Origin of the sequence: Paenibacillus sp. NRS-1760 (assembly GCF_050467785.1) — a bacterium.
Lineage (GTDB): Bacteria > Bacillota > Bacilli > Paenibacillales > Paenibacillaceae > Pristimantibacillus.
The window spans coordinates 96,967-115,424 of sequence record NZ_JBITPK010000005.1 but is presented as its reverse complement, the minus strand read 5'-3'; the positions used below and the strand labels follow the sequence as shown (position 1 = coordinate 115,424).

At 46.7% G+C, this 18,458-nt stretch carries 15 protein-coding genes; 11 read left to right on the top strand and 4 right to left on the bottom strand.

Annotation, left to right across the window (positions count from 1 at the left end; all coding sequences use genetic code 11):
• Nucleotides 1–74 precede the first annotated feature (74 nt).
• Both ACIFSR_RS01140 and ACIFSR_RS01135 read left to right on the top strand, forming a co-directional pair.
• Nucleotides 75–1,598, top strand: a complete 1,524-nt coding sequence (locus ACIFSR_RS01140; protein ID WP_339203669.1) for a xylose ABC transporter ATP-binding protein — start codon at nucleotides 75–77, stop codon at nucleotides 1,596–1,598.
• Nucleotides 1,599–1,600: 2 nt separating this feature from the next.
• A complete protein-coding gene (locus tag ACIFSR_RS01135; RefSeq protein ID WP_339209691.1) occupies nucleotides 1,601–2,773 on the top strand; it encodes a sugar ABC transporter permease in 1,173 nt (390 codons plus the stop codon).
• A gap of 83 nt (nucleotides 2,774–2,856) precedes the next feature.
• On the opposite strand, the gene ACIFSR_RS01130 is transcribed toward ACIFSR_RS01135, so the two are convergent.
• Entirely contained in the window at nucleotides 2,857–3,393 is a 537-nt protein-coding gene (locus tag ACIFSR_RS01130; RefSeq protein WP_430054228.1) for a GNAT family N-acetyltransferase, read from the bottom strand.
• Nucleotides 3,394–3,467: 74 nt separating this feature from the next.
• Nucleotides 3,468–4,325: a helix-turn-helix transcriptional regulator gene (locus tag ACIFSR_RS01125; protein ID WP_339203667.1), complete on the bottom strand. Its 858-nt coding sequence runs from the start codon at nucleotides 4,323–4,325 to the stop codon at nucleotides 3,468–3,470.
• Nucleotides 4,326–4,515: 190 nt separating this feature from the next.
• On the opposite strand from ACIFSR_RS01125, the gene ACIFSR_RS01120 reads away from it, so the two are divergent.
• Complete coding sequence (locus ACIFSR_RS01120; RefSeq protein ID WP_430054225.1) at nucleotides 4,516–6,402, top strand: beta-L-arabinofuranosidase domain-containing protein; 1,887 nt, start codon at nucleotides 4,516–4,518, stop codon at nucleotides 6,400–6,402.
• A 100-nt stretch (nucleotides 6,403–6,502) separates the two neighbouring features.
• Here ACIFSR_RS01120 and ACIFSR_RS01115 read toward each other — a convergent pair whose 3' ends face one another.
• Both ACIFSR_RS01115 and ACIFSR_RS01110 read right to left on the bottom strand, forming a co-directional pair.
• A complete protein-coding gene (locus tag ACIFSR_RS01115; RefSeq protein ID WP_430054222.1) occupies nucleotides 6,503–7,420 on the bottom strand; it encodes a DUF4358 domain-containing protein in 918 nt (305 codons plus the stop codon).
• Between the two features lie 76 nt (nucleotides 7,421–7,496).
• The gene (locus tag ACIFSR_RS01110) at nucleotides 7,497–8,387 is read right to left on the bottom strand and encodes an AraC family transcriptional regulator (RefSeq protein WP_430054220.1); all 891 of its coding nucleotides are present in this window, start codon (nucleotides 8,385–8,387) and stop codon (nucleotides 7,497–7,499) included.
• 126 nt (nucleotides 8,388–8,513) lie between these two features.
• Between ACIFSR_RS01110 and ACIFSR_RS01105 the strand changes: the two genes are divergently transcribed.
• The 8 genes from ACIFSR_RS01105 to ACIFSR_RS01070 all read left to right on the top strand — a co-directional run bounded on the left by ACIFSR_RS01105 (nucleotide 8,514) and on the right by ACIFSR_RS01070 (nucleotide 18,441).
• Complete coding sequence (locus tag ACIFSR_RS01105) at nucleotides 8,514–9,401, top strand: sugar phosphate isomerase/epimerase family protein (protein ID WP_430054217.1); 888 nt, start codon at nucleotides 8,514–8,516, stop codon at nucleotides 9,399–9,401.
• A 33-nt stretch (nucleotides 9,402–9,434) separates the two neighbouring features.
• The gene (locus ACIFSR_RS01100; protein WP_339203662.1) at nucleotides 9,435–10,487 is read left to right on the top strand and encodes a Gfo/Idh/MocA family protein; all 1,053 of its coding nucleotides are present in this window, start codon (nucleotides 9,435–9,437) and stop codon (nucleotides 10,485–10,487) included.
• Between the two features lie 165 nt (nucleotides 10,488–10,652).
• Nucleotides 10,653–12,188 carry a sugar ABC transporter ATP-binding protein gene (locus ACIFSR_RS01095; protein ID WP_430054214.1) on the top strand — a complete coding sequence of 512 codons (1,536 nt, stop codon included), beginning with the start codon at nucleotides 10,653–10,655 and terminating at the stop codon, nucleotides 12,186–12,188.
• Complete coding sequence (locus ACIFSR_RS01090) at nucleotides 12,160–13,167, top strand: ABC transporter permease (RefSeq protein WP_430054211.1); 1,008 nt, start codon at nucleotides 12,160–12,162, stop codon at nucleotides 13,165–13,167. Before ACIFSR_RS01095 ends, ACIFSR_RS01090 begins: the two co-directional genes overlap by 29 nt.
• Nucleotides 13,167–14,195 carry a galactofuranose ABC transporter, permease protein YjfF gene (gene yjfF, locus ACIFSR_RS01085; RefSeq protein ID WP_076266740.1) on the top strand — a complete coding sequence of 343 codons (1,029 nt, stop codon included), beginning with the start codon at nucleotides 13,167–13,169 and terminating at the stop codon, nucleotides 14,193–14,195. Before ACIFSR_RS01090 ends, yjfF begins: the two co-directional genes overlap by 1 nt.
• A 70-nt stretch (nucleotides 14,196–14,265) precedes the next feature.
• Nucleotides 14,266–15,315, top strand: coding sequence for an ABC transporter substrate-binding protein (locus tag ACIFSR_RS01080; protein WP_339203659.1), 1,050 nt, complete (start codon nucleotides 14,266–14,268; stop codon nucleotides 15,313–15,315).
• Nucleotides 15,316–15,432: 117 nt separating this feature from the next.
• A complete protein-coding gene (locus ACIFSR_RS01075) occupies nucleotides 15,433–17,205 on the top strand; it encodes a cache domain-containing sensor histidine kinase (protein WP_430054208.1) in 1,773 nt (590 codons plus the stop codon).
• A gap of 24 nt (nucleotides 17,206–17,229) precedes the next feature.
• Nucleotides 17,230–18,441, top strand: a complete 1,212-nt coding sequence (locus ACIFSR_RS01070; RefSeq protein WP_430054205.1) for a response regulator transcription factor — start codon at nucleotides 17,230–17,232, stop codon at nucleotides 18,439–18,441.
• Nucleotides 18,442–18,458 lie beyond the last annotated feature (17 nt).

Genomic DNA, 18,458 nt, shown 5'->3' with positions numbered 1-18,458 from the left:
GACTAGGTAAGGGGGAAGAAGCGGGGTGCCATGACGCTCTTCCCCTCTTTGCCATTTGCGGAGGTGAGGAAGGAATGACGGCGGCATTAGAAATGCGTAATATTACGAAGCAATTTCCTGGCGTTAAAGCGTTGAACGACGTGACCTTTTCGGTGAAAAAAGGAGAGGTGCATGCACTGTGCGGTGAGAACGGAGCAGGAAAGTCGACGCTCATGAAGGTATTGAGCGGTCTATACCCGCACGGCACCTACGATGGGCAAATACTCATTAACGGTGAAGAGAAGCGCTTCGATAAAATAAAGGACGCGGAAGAAGCGGGTATTGCAATTATTTATCAGGAGCTTGCTCTAGTAAAGGATTTATCGATTGGCGAAAATTTATTTCTCGGCAAAGAACCAGCGGTATTCGGAATTATTAACTGGGAGCGCGTATTCAAGGAGAGCGAGCGGTGGCTGAAGGAAGTCGGCCTTCTGGATGTGAATCCAGAGCAATTGATCGGCGGCCTTGGCATCGGCAAGCAGCAGCAAATCGAAATTGCAAAGGCATTGTCTAAGAATGCGAATATTCTTATTCTCGATGAACCTACAGCTGCTTTAACGGAGCAGGAAGTTGATATATTGCTTAATATTTTGCGTGAGTTTAAAAAACGCGGCGTTACTTGCATTTACATTTCTCATAAGCTTAACGAGGTGTTTGCGATTGCAGATACCGTTACGGTACTGCGAGATGGTCTGGCGGTTGGCACATACGACGTGGCTGATGTGAATGAGGATAAAGTCATTTCACTGATGGTTGGACGCGAGCTCAAGGAGCGATTCCCGCGCGTGGAAGCAAAGCCCGGCGAAGTCATGCTCAAGGTGACGGATTATACGGTTATGAATCCAGAGCGGCAAGGTAAAAAAGTGATCGATCATTTAAGCTTTGAGGTGCGCAAAGGTGAAATATTAGGCATTGCCGGTTTGATGGGAGCGGGGCGAACGGAGCTGGTCATGAGCTTATTCGGTTCTTATCCAGGTCAAAGCAATGGAAAGGTTGAGATCGACGGGAAACCTGTAAAGATTAAGCATACGCGGCATGCTATAAAAGCTGGACTGGCGCTCGTTTCGGAGGATCGAAAAAAGTATGGGCTTGTTCTTGGCATGGATATTAAAAGCAATGTCAGTCTAGCAAGCCTTGCAGCTATATCCTCAGGCGGGGTGCTTCGCCCTAATGAGGAGATTGCGGCAGGCAATCAATATTTGAACTCTTTACGAGTGAAAGCGAATTCAGTGGAGACGATTGTAGGAACTTTAAGCGGCGGCAATCAGCAGAAGGTCGTACTCGGCAAATGGCTGATGACGAATCCGAAAATTTTAATTTTGGACGAACCGACGCGGGGCATCGATGTTGGCGCCAAATTTGAAATTTATAATATTATGAACGAATTGCTTATGCAGGGCGTGTCCATCATTATGATATCGTCCGAACTCCCAGAGCTGCTAGGCATGAGCCACAGAATTATCGTCATCGCAGAAGGAAAACAAACGGGTGAGTTTAGGGCAGAGGAAGCAACACAAGAGATGATTATGACGGCTGCTACGGGAGGAAAAGGACGATGAGCATGAATCAAGAAACGGTGATAAGCCAGACAAAAACGAAGCAGCGGCCGCAATGGCTGAAATTTGACGCACGCGCGTATACGATGATCGGGGCATTAATATCGATTTGGGTTTTATTCTCGCTGCTGCATGACCGGTTTCTATCGCCGACGAATATATCAAACTTGTTTCTACAAATGTCGGTTACCTCTATACTGGCTATCGGAATGGTGCTCGTCATCGTCGCAGGGCAAATTGACTTGTCGGTTGGCTCCCTTGTCGGCTTGACGGGTGGTATCGCAGCAATTCTAAACGTGTGGTACGAGTGGAATACGATACCGGTTATTTTAGCTACCTTAGGTGTGGGTGCGGCGATCGGTTTTATTCAAGGCTGGATTATCGCTTATCGGGCGGTGCCGGCGTTTATTGTGACACTTGGCGGGATGCTCATATTTCGGGGTATTTTGTTTGGTACAACCGGTAGCGTTACGATTGCTCCGCTGACGCCATCGGTGAAAGCCATTGGTCAATCTTATGTGGGGGATATTATCGGATGGATATTTGGCATTACTGCTTTAGCCATTGCGGGATATCTTGTCATGCGGAAGCGAGCAGCAAGAGCTAAATTTGGCTTTGATGTTGAGCCGTTTGCCGTCAGCGTGCTGCGATTAGGCGTCATTGGCGCCATTGTTATTGGATTCGTTTATTTAATGAACAGCTACAAAGGTATTCCTGTTCCATTTGTTATGGTTATTGTGCTGGCACTTATTTTTACGTTTATATCAAAAAATACGACCTTTGGCCGTCAAGTATATGCGATTGGCGGCAATCCGGAAGCTGCGCGATTATCAGGCATTAATATTAAGCGCCGCATATTGCTCGTGTTCGTTCTCTGCAATACGCTAGCAGCCATAGCTGCACTAGTGCTGACTGCTCGCTTAAATGCAGCAACAATGAGTGCAGGTCAGAACTATGAGCTGGATGCCATTGCGGCTTGCGTAATCGGCGGAACGAGCTTGATGGGCGGTACGGGCACCATCGTTGGCGCGATTATTGGAGCTCTCGTAATGGCCAGCTTAGATAACGGGATGAGCTTAATGAATCTTGAATCCTTCTGGCAGTATATCGTAAAGGGCGGCATACTGATTCTTGCGGTGTACGTCGATATTTACACACGGCAGCGCAAGAAGGTTTAAGTGTGAATTCAGGCAATGAGCTAAGCTTGAGCATCAGGGAGTTTTGCTGGGAAACCGTTTCTCCCTGATGTCCTGCTAATCTATCATTTGAAATATTCCTCGCGCAAAAGACTGTAATAAGCGATGTCCTCATATACATCCCACTTTAGGAAATGCTGGCGGAAAGTGCCTTCGTATTGCATGCCGTTTTTTTTCATAACGCTTGATGAGGCAGGATTTTTTGTCATGGCAGCTGCAACAATTTTATTAAGTGCAAGCTCCTCGAACCCAAACTGTAAAACTCGTTTGACGCCTTCTGTAACATACCCCTGATTCCAGTACCGTTTGCCTAACCAATAACCAAGCTCAGCTCTTTTATGATTATTATTTATTGTCATGCCGATGCTTCCCATAAACGTATGGTTTCTTTTATCGATCAGAGCAAATGTGTAGCCTGTTCCTTCTTGATCAATTTCAGCGCGTCGGGCAATAAAGGCAGCAGCTCCGCCTTCTGGATAAGGATAAGGAATATTTAGAGTGGTGCTTGCAACATCAAAATCGTTTATTAGCTGCTGTAGTTCCTCGGCATCTCCAGCTTCAAATGGTCTGAGTATTAATCTGTCGGTATGAAATACAGTCATAGCATGCACCTCCAAATTGTAAATTTTAATTAAGTATAAAGAAAAAAATGGAAGTTGCAAGGGTTTTTTATTGATTATTTAGAGCGATAAAGCATTCGAAAGGCTTTTGGTTTCGTGCTCGTGTGTTTCGTGAAGCAGCGAACAAAATAAGGAAAGGAGCCGAAGCCTGTTTCTTCAGCTATTTTGCCGATAGGTTCATTCGTGTGGATAAGCAGCCGCTTCGCTTGCTCAATACGGTGGCGCGTGACGTACTCAAGGGGAGTGCACCCAAATGTTTTTTTCATACAAATCGCAATATAATTGGGGTGAAAATGCAGCTCCTCTGCCATTTTCTTATAACTAAGCGGGTCTTGATAGCTGCGCCGGAGGAACAGAGCGGTTGCTTCGGCAATTTGCAAATAAGGACTATCCACCGCCGATTGATTTTGATCCTGAAGCAGTTGGAGGAGGATGTGGAAAATTTGCTGCTGGGTCCACCGCGATTGGGCAGAGGGCTGCTCCTGCAGTTTCAGCAGCTCGCGTATTTTCTCTTCAATGGCATGAGGGACAAGCAGACGCTTCTGCTTTGGAAGCTGGAAAGGGAAATACTCGATCGGAGCAAAGGGCTGCCCCTCCTGTGAAATGGAGAAAGGCAGCCGTTCATGTGATTCACTCCAATCACCGACCGTTTGAAAGTGCAGCCAATAAAAATGGGTTTCCTCGGTGCAGGGCATAGTCGTTCGATGAGAACGGTCAGGTCGAAAAATAGCATAATGGCCTGCCGAAATATTGAACTCCTGTCCTTCTTCCTCCATGTATAAACTACCGCGTGTTACGTATATAAGATCGAATACGCCAATGTTTGAACGATCAGCATGTCTGCCAAGTATAGGATAAGTGTCCTCGCCGCCATGAATGAAATGAGGCATGGGGGGACAAATGAATTGTAACATTCAGGCTTCACTCCTTGCTTAGTCATTACGGGATAATCATATGCGATAATTGCAGTTTGAGTAAAGATACGATAAAACCAAGATGTTGTGATTGGATAAAAAGTGGTTGAGATCAGCTATCCAATCGGGCAAGTCCCGCATGGTATATTCGGTATGCATTCATCATGGCATGAAGGAGTGGTACAGAAGCATGGGACAATTACATGAAGCATTTGGGGCGCTGCCGCTTGGCAGCATTAAGGCAGAAGGCTGGCTGTATAATCAGCTTCGAATACAAGCGGACGGACTTACGGGTCATCTGGAGGAGCATTGGGCGGATGTTGGCCTGAACAATGGTTGGATAGGAGGGGAAGGCGAGAGCTGGGAGCGCGGCCCCTATTATTTGGACGGGCTGCTGCCGCTTGCGTATATACTGGGCGACGAGAAGCTGATCGCGAAAGCGAACCGTTGGATAGAATGGTCGCTCGCCAGCCAGCAGGAGAATGGCTTTTTTGGGCCTGCACATATTACGACGGTTAATAATGACCTGGATAAGAAGCAGGACTGGTGGCATTTCATGATTATGCTTAAGGTGATGATGCAATATGAGGAGGCAACGAACGATGAACGAATCGTTCCATTCCTTAGCAAATTTTTCGGTTATGTAAGCTCGATTATTGAGGAGCAGCCTTTGCGCGGCTGGGCGAAGTCTCGCGGTTCCGAAATGCTGTTATGTATTTTATGGCTATATAAGAAGACGGAAGATGCGGAGCTGCTCAAGCTGGCTGATATTGTTGCCCGTCAAACACTGGATTGGACGGATATTTTCCATGACTTCCCGTTCTGGAGAAAAGTGGAGCAATGGGATTTTCGAACACATGTTGTCAATGTGGCGATGGGTATCAAGATGCCAGGCATCTTATATGAGCTGTATGGTGAGAGTGTTCAGCGTGATGCGGTTCATCGCGGCATAGACAGCTTGATGACTCATCATGGGCAAGCGCATGGCATGTTCTCCGGCGACGAATGGCTGTCGGGTACACATCCAAGCCAAGGGGTTGAGCTTTGCGCAGTCGTTGAGTATATGTATTCGATGGAGCAGCTTACTCGGATTTTTGGCGAAGGGCGATTCGGTGATATATTAGAGAAGGTGGCGTTCAACGCGCTGCCAGCTACGATTTCAAAGGATTGGAGCGCGCATCAATATGATCAGCAGGTGAATCAAATTGTTTGTAATGTAGCGCCTAGAAATTGGAGCAATGGGCCAGATGCCAATCTATTTGGCTTAGAGCCTAATTTTGGCTGCTGTACTTCAAATATGCATCAGGGATGGCCGAAGTTTGCTTCTCATCTGTGGATGACGGATGCAGCCGGAGGTTTGGCAGCTGTATCGTATGCTCCATGCCATGTCCAAACGTCAGTTGCAGACGGCGTTGCAGCTGAGGTGCGAGTAAGCGGACAATATCCTTTCCGTGATGAAGTGACGATCGAGCTAGTGCTTGAACGTTCCGCTACTTTTGCTATTTCACTGCGTGTGCCGGAATGGTCCGTCAATTCGAGCCTGCTTGTGAACGGTGAAACTATTGTTTTAAACCCAGTAAAAGGTTACGCGCGAATTGAACGGGAATGGCAAGACGGTGATAAGCTGCTGCTGAAGCTGCCTATGGAGGTTCGTACCGTTTCGCGTAATTTGTACGCAGTAAGCGTAGAACGTGGACCCTTAGTCTACGCTCTGCCGCTGGTGGAAAACTGGCAGCTGCTTAGGCCGCGTGAACGGTTTCATGACTGGGAAATATATCCGGGTTCTCCATGGAAATATGGCCTGCTTGCGGACACGAGCTTTGAGGTAATAGTGAGCGAAGATGCGATTCCCTATCAGCCGTTTGATGCGGCTGCTGCGCCGATCCGCTTGAAAGCAAGCGGCAAGCTTGTTGCAGAATGGCGGATGGAAGGCAACAATGCGGGTACTCCGCCTCTTAATCCGGATACAGAGGGTCAGCCGGTGACTGAGCTGGAGCTGGTGCCATATGGCAGCGCGAAGCTGCGAATCGGTGAATTCCCACTGCTTGGAGAGCGAAAGCCGGTTATTTGGAGATAAGCAAAGTGACATCGCACGCTTTACAACAAAATGGCGGTGCAGGAGTTCCTGCACCGCCATTTTTCTATTAAGGCTATATTTTATACTTATTTCTGCATCATCATTTTTTCTTGAAAAACGCATTGAAAAGTTCAGCTGTTTTTTTCTGGTCAGGCGAGATCGAGAAGAGAACAAAATCTCCGTTGCGCAGGATTTGATAGTTTAAAGCTTGTTCGTATTGATCTTGCACATAGGTTTCGAATACTTTTTGCACAGCCTCGGCACGTTTCTTGAACAGCGCTTCAATGTCGGAAAAGTCTTTCTCTGACTTGAGCTGAACGACGGAAAACTCTCCAGCTTGAATCATTATCATCGGTTGATAGAAAATGCCGTCAATCAGCATCGTTTCCGGGTCTATGCCATAGCTGTCTTTTATTCGTTCGCCTTCAACTTCCGAAAGCGACCCAAGCCCTGCATCGGCTTTTATTTTGGCTGCGATATCAGCAACGGTGACCGCACCAGATGGATTGCCTGGATCTGGTTTCGTCGTCGGCTTCGGTGTAGGAGACGGCGTAGCAATCGGCAGGGTGGATGGCTTCGGTGTAACCGTTGGTTTAATGATCGGCTTCTCGGTTGGTGTCTCATTGTTTGGCTTCTCAGTTGGTACTGGAGAGGCTGGGTTCTTGGTCGGCTTTATGGTTGGCAAAGGTTTAGCTGAGGCTGCTGGTTTCTTCGTTGGTTTCGCAGTCGCAGCAGGTTCATCAGTTTTTGCTGGTTGTTTAGTTGGTGCAGGTGTGGCCGTCTCTACAGCATCCGTTGGAGCTGTGGTGGCTGTCGGCGCTTCAGTAGTTATATCCTCAGTCGCAGTAGGGAGTGGTGCCTCGGTAGGCTTGTCCGTTGCGGTATTTCCACCTGATATTGAAGAACTGCTCTCGTCATTATTCAATGGTTTGCCGGCGCTGCTGCAGGCAGCTGCAATGACCGTTATGAGTATAACCATGGATATGACGGAGAAGTATTTCGTTTTAAGCATAAACATCCAATTATCTCCTTTAATCATCGTTGTAAGTAAGACGCAGGCAAAGGCCAAAAGGTTGCTGTACGCTCATCTGCCGCTATTGCAGCTTACGTGCCTGCGAGGGGGTAATCCCTTTGTACTGCTTGTATAGCTTCGTAAAATAGTTCGGATTCTCACAGCCTACCTTTGCTGCAATTTCAGTAATCGTGTCATTGCTTTCGCGCAGCAGCCGCTCGGCTTCATTCATGCGATTGACATTGACATATTCGACGAAGGTGCGTCCTGTCAGCTTTTTGAACAGCTTGCAAAAATGGTAGGGATTGAGGCTGACTTGCTTGGCGGCCTGCTCAATCGACATTTTTTCGCGAAAATCAGATTCAATACGCTGAATGAGCAGCTTGAAGCGGTCGCGATTGACAAAGTACGGTTCCGCCGGCATGCCTACCAGCTGACGCTCGATGAAAGTGCGGGAAAGAAGCGTAAATAGAGCATAGAGCTTTGATTTGACGATAAGCTGATAGGCTGGCGGCTTGGCAATCAGCTCGGTAATTGCTTCTTCCAGCAGCGAGTAATGCTGAAGGCAGGACTCATCCTGCTCGGCCGGCTTTACGGGATAACGAAGCCTACCCTCCAAATAAGGCGCAACAAACTGCGCATGCAGCGGATCATGCACCCAATCATTGAAGAGGGATGCGTTGAAGACGATACAATCGTAATAAATATTGTCGTAACCCAGTGCATAGCCGACATGAAGACCGCCGCCTGGGATGAGCAGCACTTCTCCGGGCTTGACGACAAATGGACGGCTGTCGATATGGAAGAGAGCACTGCCTTCTCTCATGATGATAATCTCGAAATGCTCATGCCAGTGTAAATAAAGGAAACATTCATTTGGCGTTACATTATAGGCACGGTTTTGGAAGAGCTGAAATGGATACGCTTTTTGCTCTAGACGCGTATTTTCCCATAGCTCTTTCGGATAGCTCATCTACAGCACCTCCAACACAAGATTCGACTAGTATTGCGCAAGATTGTATAGAGAAATATGCAAAACTCCTAGTTATAATGAAGTTGTTGAGAATACTATAAGCCAATATTGGAGTGATATACAAGGATGAATAACAAATTGAGAATTGGAACGCTTGTCGGCGGAGGGAATGCGGATCAGATCATTCCACAAATCGTAAAGCACGGATTTGAATCGTTTAACTTAACTTTCTGGCAAACGACTGGTGAAACAGATCTTATGGAGATGGCTAAACGGGTAAGAGCGCTCGCAGATGAACATGACTTTGTGGTTCCAGCTGTAAGCGTTTTCGGAAACCCACTAACGGGAGAAGGAAACAACGCAGATACGCTTGCGAGCTGGGAGCGTCTGATTGATCATGCGCATCTGTTTGGAGCTGATATTGTATCTGGGTTCACAGGCCGCTTGACGAATCAACCGATTGACGAGTCCATTCCGAAATTCAAGGAAGTTTTCGGAGAGCTCACACGCAGAGCAGCGGATAAAGGTGTACGGATTGCTTTTGAAAACTGCGATATGGGCGGAACCTGGGCGACAGGCGATTGGAATATTGCCCATAACCCGGCAGCCTGGGAACTTATGTTTAATGCGGTGCCGCTGGACAACATCGGATTGGAATGGGAGCCTTGCCACCAAATGGTCAGCTTAATCGATCCGATTCCGCAGCTGCGCAAATGGGCGAATAAGGTGTTCCATGTGCATGGCAAAGATGCAACAATTGCATGGGATATCGTGAAGGAGCACGGGGTACACAGCAAGCAGCAGTTTGTATGGCACCGTACACCTGGTTTTGGCGATACCAACTGGAAAGATATTATTACGATTTTGAGACAGAACGATTATAAAGGCACAATTGATATTGAGGGCTGGCATGATCCTGTTTATAAGGACGAGCTGGAAATGACGGGACAAGTACATGCGCTTAATTATTTGAAAAACTGCCGCGGCGGCGATTTTGTTCCTAACCCGGTATAGAAAATAATAGAGTTCAAAAAAGGAGAGAATACAATGTCGATTAAGCATCGTGTAGTCGTAGCCGGCTGCGGAGGCATGGCGAATACTTGGGTAGACTACGCCAAAGAACGGGAAGACACTGAAATTGTCGGGCTTGTTGATATTAAGGAAGAGTTTGCGCAAGCGATGGCTGAACGCAAGGGACTTCATTGTCCAACCTTTACCGACATTAAAAAAGCGATCGCGGAGACAGATGCAACGATCGTATTTGATGTGACCATTCCTGCAAGCCATTATACAATCAGTACGACGGCTCTAGAGATGGGCTGCCATGTATTCGGAGAAAAGCCGCTTGCAGAATCGATGGCTGATTGCAATGCAATCGTACGTATTGCTGCCGAGTCGGACAGAACACATGCCGTAATGCAAAATCGGAGGTTTGACCCGCGTATTCGTGCATTTCGGCAATTGCTTGAGGAGGGCACGATCGGCAAACCAGGTTTTGTAGGCGCAGACTTTTTTCTAGGCGCACATTTTGGCGGGTTCCGCGATGCGATGGACAGCCCATTACTGCTGGATATGGCGATTCATACCTTCGATCAGGCGAGATTTATTATTGGTGCTGATCCTGTTTCTGTCTATTGTCATGAGTTTAATCCTCCAGGCTCTTGGTATGCAGGAAATGCCAATGCGATATGTATTTTTGAGATGTCCGACGGTTCCGTATTTAATTATCGCGGGTCTTGGTGCGCGGAGGGGGCGTCCACAACATGGGAGGCTTCTTGGAGAGTAACTGGCGAGCATGGTACAGCGATTTGGGAAGGAGATAACAACCCGTACGCGGAGATCGTGGTTAGCGGTGACCAGAGTGGGAAATTCATACGTGACTATAAACGAGTAGAATCCCAGCTTCCTGAAATGGAAAATACGCATCATAAAGGCTGTTTGGACAATATGTTCGCTTCGCTTGAGGCAGGCAGCAAGCCGGAAACGGATTGCAGCGACAATATTTATAGTATGGCGATGGTTCTGGCATCACTTGAGAGTGCAAAAACCGGTCAAAAGGTACAAATTGCTGGCTTTATGGAAGCAGCCGCAGGCAAATAAATCATAGGTAAACAAAAGAGTGACTCCTAGCTGATGCAGCTGCGGGGTCGCTCTTTTGTTTTGCATAAATGTCCGAATTCATTAAAAAAAGACCTATATTTCTAAATACGAACGATGGTCGTTTTTTCTACAATTGGAGGTGAAAACGGAAAGAGGTGAAGGACCATGGGCACCGATTATGTGCTGCATATGAAAGGAATTAGCAAATCGTTTCCTGGCGTCAAGGCGCTTTCAAATGTTGATTTTGGTCTCAGGAAAGGCGAGATCCATGCGCTCATGGGAGAGAACGGCGCAGGAAAATCGACGTTGATTAAAGTAGCGACCGGCGTGCACAAATGGGATGCTGGAGAGGTGTTGCTAGCTGGCAGGACGATAGCTCCAAAATCTCCGCTGGAAGCACAGCGGCTTGGCATAAGTACGGTATATCAAGAGGTCAATTTATGCCCAAATCTCAGCGTGGCTGAGAACATTTATATTGGTCGTCATCCCAGAAAACGCGGATTAATAGACTGGGACAAAATGTACCAAGGCAGCGAGCGGCTGCTGGAGCGTCTAGACCTTGCGATTGATGTTAAGCAAACATTATCGCATTATTCGGTTGCTATTCAGCAAATGGTAGCCATTGCGAGAGCTGTTGATATTTCGAACGGTATTCTTATATTGGATGAGCCTACGTCAAGCCTTGATGCGAATGAGGTTAAACAGCTGTTCAAAGTTATGCGCATTCTGAAGCAAGAGGGCATGGGCATCTTATTTGTTACTCATTTCCTAGACCAGGTATATGAAGTAACCGACCGGATTACGGTGCTGCGCAATGGGATGCTCGTCGGCGAATACTTAACGAAGGATCTGACCAAAACAGTGCTTGTGTCCCATATGATCGGCAGGGAATGGAGCGTAGAAGAAGCAACAGGGAAAAAGGCAGTAGAGCGAACGGCTGGCGGAAACTTTTTGGAGGCCAGCTCGCTTGGCAAACGAGGCAGCATTAATCCTATCGATCTTCAGATCGGGAAAGGGGAGGTGCTTGGTCTTGCAGGACTTCTTGGCTCTGGCCGAACAGAAATCGCTAAACTCATCTTTGGCATCGACAAAGCGGATGAAGGCAGCTTGACCATTGACGGCGAGCTTATTTCTTCTATGTACCCGCAGAAAGCTATTCAGAAAGGGCTTGGATTCACGCCAGAGGATCGCAAAGTAGCAGGCATCATAGGAGAGCTTACCATTCGTGAAAATATCGTTTTGGCGCTGCAAGCCCGTAAAGGCCTCTTCTCATTCATACCGCTGCGCAAGCAAAAGGAAATCGCCAATCATTACATTGAGCTGCTAAAGATCAAAACGCCAAGCGCGGAGCAGAAGATTGAAAATCTAAGCGGCGGAAATCAGCAAAAGGTTATTTTGGCGAGGTGGCTTGCTACGCAGCCGAAGCTGCTTATTCTGGATGAGCCGACACGCGGAATCGATGTTGGTTCCAAGATGGAAATCCGCAAGCTCATTCTTGATTTGGCGGCAACAGGCATATCGATCCTCATCATATCGGCGGAGCTAGAGGAAATCGTTCAATGCTGCAATCGGATTATCGTTTTACGCGATCGGATTAAGATCGGCGAGGTCGCCGGCGCAAACATGCGCGAGAACATTATTATGGAAATGATTGCGAAGGGAGCGGAAATGTATGGCGGGTCTGACGGGATTGGCGCGTAGTTTAAGCAAGCAGAAAATCATTTGGCCGATTCTGGCACTCGCTGTATTGTTTCTTTTCAATTTGATCGTCATCCCTGATTTTTTTCGAATGGAATGGAAGGACGGTCATTTATTCGGCAATTTGATTGATATTTTGAAAAATGGATCGCCGCTCATCATCATTGCTATTGGCATGACTCTAGTCATTGCTAAAGAGGGAATTGATATATCCGTAGGATCAGTTCTCGCTATTTCGGGGGCTATCGCGGTATTTATGCTCGATGGGTATCCACTTTGGCTTGTCATTCTAGCGGGTGTATTTGCAGGATTATTATGCGGATTATGGAATGGGATGCTGGTTGCGATGATTGGCATTCAGCCGATGGTGGCTACCTTAATTTTGCTGACGATTGGCCGAGGAATCGCTCAACTAATTACGAGCGGGCAAGTGCTTACGACTAACGATAAGGCGTATCAGTTTATTGGAAAAGGGCATTTGCTAGGGATGCCGTTTCCGCTGTTCATTGCAATGGCTGTATTTTTACTCGTATATCTATTCAAAACGCGTACCGCGTTCGGACTTTTTCTAGAGGCTGCTGGCGGCAATAAGACAGCGAGCAGCTATGCGGGTATACGTCCTAAAGTAATCTTCATGACCGCATATACGATTACGGGCATTTGCGCCGGTATTGCCGGCATTATTATTAGCGCAAACGTAGCAAGTGCCGATGCGAACAATGCTGGACTGTGGATAGAGCTGGATGCTATTTTAGCTGTCGTAATTGGCGGAACCTCGATGCGTGGCGGACGCTTCTACCTTGGCGGAACGATCTTCGGAGCCTTGTTCATCCAAAGCTTGACGACGACGATTTATTCTTTGGGTGTTGAGCCTTCCAGCATTTTGCTCGTTAAAGCGGTTGTTGTTATTATCGTCTGCTTGATTCAATCCGACTTATTCCGGCAGTCATTCAAATTGGTGAAAAAGAAGGTGGCGGCATAATGAAGCTGATTTCTCTGAAAATTAGCCATAACAATATTATTGTTTTGGCTACGCTGCTTCTTTTGTTTATTTTGTACGGGTCAGGTGCTGCGCTTTACAAGGGCTTTTTCTCCATGCAAGTATTTTTGAATCTTTTTATAGACAATGCCTATCTCATTATTGTGGCCACAGGCATGGCATTCGTCATTATTAAAGGCGGCATCGATTTATCCGTGGCTTCGGTCGTTGCGCTGATCAGCATGGTGTCGGCGTCACTCTTCCAGCATGGGGCAAACGCGCTTGTTGTAACGATCGTTGCTCTCGTCATTGGTACGCTGTTTGGGGCAGGGCAAGGGTATTTGATTCAGCGCTTTCAGCTTCATCCTTGGATTGTCACGCTGGCGGGAATGTTCCTCGCTAGAGGGATTAGCTTTCTCATCAGCACGGAGAGTATCGTTATTAGCAATTCAGTTTATGTGAAGCTCTCCCAATACAAAATTTATTTGTGGGGCGATCATTTTATAACGATTAGTGTCGTCATTGCGATTGCCGTTGTTATCGCTGCTCTCCTGATCGGGCGGTATTCCTCCTTTGGCAGGGCGGTGTATGCGATTGGCGGCAGTGAAAAGTCTGCTGTTTTGATGGGGCTGCCTGTTGCTCGAACGACGATTCTTGTATACACCTTAAGCGGTTTGTTTTCTGCAATTGGGGGCATCGTGTTTACACTTTATATGCTGTCGGGCTATTCGCTGCATTTGATGGGTATGGAAATGGATGCGATTGCGTCGTGCGTTATTGGCGGTATTTTGCTCACTGGCGGATTTGGTTATTTGATCGGGCCAACGCTCGGCGTGCTTTGTACAGGCATTATACAAACGATCATTATGTTTCAAGGGACGCTCAGCTCTTGGTGGACCAAGATTACTATTGGATTTTTATTGTTTCTTTTTATGGCTTTTCAACGAATTATTGTGATGAGAAAAGAAAAAAACGCCTTGCCAGCTTCCAAAAATAAACCGAAATTTGAAAATAAAGTCGTTAATTTGTAAATACAGAACATTTGCAACATTTGTATATTGAGAGTGTAGCCAATACAAGTTCGATAGGGAGGAAATAAGAATGAACAGAAAGAAACCGTTTATCGTCACGATGCTAGCTGCGATTATGCTGGTAGGCTTGATCGCCGGTTGTGGCAACAACAGCAATAATGGGGGCAACAAACCAGTAAGCGGAAATGCAACAAACAAGCCAACAGAGAATGCGGCAACGGAAGCACCACCGGAAGCGAACAAGAAGCTGGTTGTAGGATTCGCGCAAATCGGTGCGGAAAGCGGCTGGCGTGATGCTGAGACCGATTCGGTTAAAGCGACATTTAGCGAAGACCCGAACTTCGAGCTGAAATTCTCTGACGCACAGCAAAAGCAAGAAAACCAAATTAAAGCGATCCGTACGTTTATCGCCCAAAAAGTAGATGCCATTGGACTTGCGCCAGTCGTAGAGTCAGGCTGGGAAACGGTATTGAAGGAAGCTAAAGATGCGAATATTCCAGTGTTTTTGCTAGACCGCGGCATTACAAAAGGCAATGAGGACTTGTATGTATCGTTTATCGGTTCCGACTTTATTCTCGAGGGTCAAAACGCAGCGAAATGGATGATCGATGAGTTTGGCGCTGGCGCTCAGGTCAACATCGTTCAATTGGAAGGCACAGTAGGTGCAAGCGCAGCGAATGACCGTAAAAAAGGATTCGAGGATGCGATTGCTGGCGAAGCCGGCTACAAAATCGTTTATTCCCAAACAGGCGATTTCACTCGCGCCAAAGGCAAAGAGGTCATGGAAGCTTATTTGAAAAAGGATAAAAACATCCAAGTTGTCTACGCACATAATGACGATATGGCGCTAGGCGCGATTCAAGCGATTGAAGAAGCGGGCTTGAAGCCAGGTACAGATATTAAAATTATAGGCGTTGACGGCATTAAAGCAGCTTTTGAAGCGATTGCAGAAGGTAAAATGAATGTTACTGTAGAATGTAATCCATTGCTGGGACCACAGCTGAAGCAAGCGATTCTCGATTACAAAGCTGGCACTACGCTCGAAAAATGGATTAAATCGGATGAGGACGTTTATTTCGGCCAAAAAGCAATCGATGCGCTGCCAAATCGCAAATATTAATCATTATGGCAATTGAAGATAGGTAAATTACGAGACTGCAGAAGAGAAAAATCTCTTATGCAGTTTCGTTTTTCGCATTTCAAAGGAAATGATCACTATTTGATGAGGACGGATTGAATGTTTATGCTAAGCGGTTTATTTGCGAATCGTAGTATCCGTTTCAAGCTTTTATTTTATTTCGTCATCATTACTTTATTTTCAATCGCTGCGCTCAGCATTCTGGGCAGCACCTTATACAAAAATGCTATTGAAGAGGAAACGAACGCACATACGGTGCAAATGATGAATCAGGTAAAAAACCACATTGAAGTATATATAAAAGAAATGGATAACATTATTTATTATTTGTCACAGGACGCGTCGGTCATCGAATTTATGAGAAGGTCGAATAATGAATCAGGGCAGCTGAAGCTGCTGGATTCTAAGGTGAGGAAACTTCAGAGGGTCTATATAGAGAAGCATGTAGAAATTGCTGGAGCAATGATTGTGAGCCGCAACAACCAATTCGCAAGCAGCGGTTTAGAGCCGATTACGAGAGATTTTATGACGGAAGAGCAGTGGTATAAGAAGGCAGCTCTTCAGCCGGAGCATATTCATTTGTTCAGCCATCCGATTGGGAGAAATATTAGAGCAGAGCAAAATTTAAGCGCTGATCAGGTGCTGTCGTTCGTGCGGGCTGTAAAGGACCCGTTGACCGGCCAAGTGCTTGGCGTTATTTTGATCGATATGAAATTAGACATTATTCAGGCGATTGTAGAATCGGTATCGCTAGGGAAAAGCGGCTTTATTTTTATTATGGATGAGAATGGCGGTGTCGTGTATTCGCCAGTCAATCCGATTGTGTACCGCATTTCGGGCGATTGGATGGAGGGGCGCTCTGGCAAAGTCATTCGCCAAGTTAATGAGCTTGAATACCAGATGATCTATAATACCTTTCCAGAGTTTGATTGGCGAATCGTCGGCGTGTTTCCGCTTAAGGAGTCGCTTCAAGTTGTTGCGGACATTCAATTTTATACCGTTATTATTGCGCTGGTCACGCTGCTGCTTGCCTTTATGGCATCTTGGTATTTCACTAATGCGATCGTTCGTCCCGTTGGGAAGCTGCGCAGTTTAATGAAGAAGGTAGAAGAAGGAGAGCTTCATCTGCGCTTTCCTAGTAAAACGAAAGATGAGATCGGACAGCTGGGCAATAGCTTTAACCATATGGTGCAGGAAATTGACAATTTGATTCAACTCGTATATTTGGAGCAAAGGGAGAAACGCGAGGCCGAGCTGAAAATATTGCAAGCACAAATTAAACCCCATTTCCTCTATAACACGCTGGATACGATTCAGTGGATGGCACAGGACCGGGATGCCGATGATATCGTCGATATCGTAGTTGCCTTAACTCATCTCTTCCGAATCAGCCTTAGCAAAGGACGAGAGGTTATTCCGCTTAGCGACGAGATTCAGCATGTGGAGAGCTATTTGATTATTCAAATGGCCAGATATGAGGATAAGTTATCCTTCGAGATCGACATTCCGCAGGAGCTGCAGACGCTAAGCGTGCTCAAAATCATTTTGCAGCCGCTCGTCGAGAACGCGATCTATCATGGCATCAAAGAAAAGCTGGCTAAAGGCACGATTCGTATACATGGCTCTGCAGAAGACAATAAGCTGGTTCTCGTCGTTGAAGATGACGGCGTCGGGTTTGAAGCGGAGCGGCTGATTCAGATGAATGAATCGTTTCATGCTATCCGGCAAAGCGGCGAGGATCGAGGTTATGGATTGTACAATGTGAATGAACGAATCAAGCTGTCATATGGCTCTGGTTATGGTCTTACCATTGAGAGCGAGCGGGGACAAGGCTCCAAAATCGTGGTAAAACTACCGTTAATGGTTGGATAACTTGAAATGGCTGGGGGTATGGAGATGTGGAAGCTGCTTATAGCGGATGATGAGCCCAAGATTCGCAGAGGATTAGCCAAGGTGCTTCCTTGGGAGGAGCTTGGCATAGAACTGGTAGGCGAAGCCGAGAACGGCTTGCAAGCGCTTGAGCTTGCGGAAGAGCGTAAGCCTGATATTTTGTTTGTTGATATTTGCATGCCATTTGTAGACGGGCTGGAGTTCATTGAGCGGCTGCGGCAAACGCTGGAACGCAGCATTGTGATTGTTATTTCAGGACATGATGAGTTTCGTTACGCACAGCAGGCCGTAAAGCTGCATGTATTTGAATATATGCTCAAGCCTGTAATGAAAAGCAAGCTGGAGACTGTTGTACGCAAAGCAATCAGCGAGCTTGAGCAGAAACGAGACAAGGAGCAAAAGCTGGAATGGATGGATAAGCAGCTCAAAACCAATTCCGTCGCGATTCGGGATACGTTTTTGTTGAAATGGCTGGAAGGCATTATTGCGCCTGAGGAAATTCATAATCAGACCGCCTTCCTAAGGCTTGGCTGGGTAGATGCTGTCGGCATGATCGCCTTTAAGGTGATTCAAAACGTGGAATCCGGCAAGGCGATGCGCGTGTGGGACCGCGACCTTCTGGAGTTTGCTTTGAAAAACATTACGGAGGACCTGCTTGCTGGCAATGGAGCAGGCAATCATGTTGTGCTTAACGATAAGAAAGGTCAAATCATCGTCATGGGCTGTATAGACAGCTATAACGAATGGCTCAAGTTAGGACAGAAAATTCAAGATAAAATGGAAGCGCTTCTTGAAAAAACGATTATTTTTGAGCAGCAGGCAGTGGAGAGTATCGAAGAGTTTCCGAAGCTGTACCGTACGTTGTCAAGAGAGCTTGGCAGCAAAGGCAGTTTGTCTCCGATCGTTATTTTGACGAAAAAATTTATTGATCGTAATTTCTACATGCCTTCGCTGACGCTTGGTGATGTCGCTGAAGGTGTGCAGGTTAGTCCTACTTATTTAAGCAAGCAGCTGAAGCGGGAGCTTGGGCTTTCTTTTATCGATTATTTGACAGAGGTTCGAATTCGGAAAGCGATTCAATTGATGAGCGATCCCATGTTCAAAGTGTATGAAATTGCAGAGAAGGTAGGGTACAGCAGCCAGCATTATTTCAGCAGCGCCTTTAAAAAGGTGACTGGAACCTCGCCGATGGTCTATAAGAAAGGGATACGTTCATGATTGGAAGAAAGGCAGCA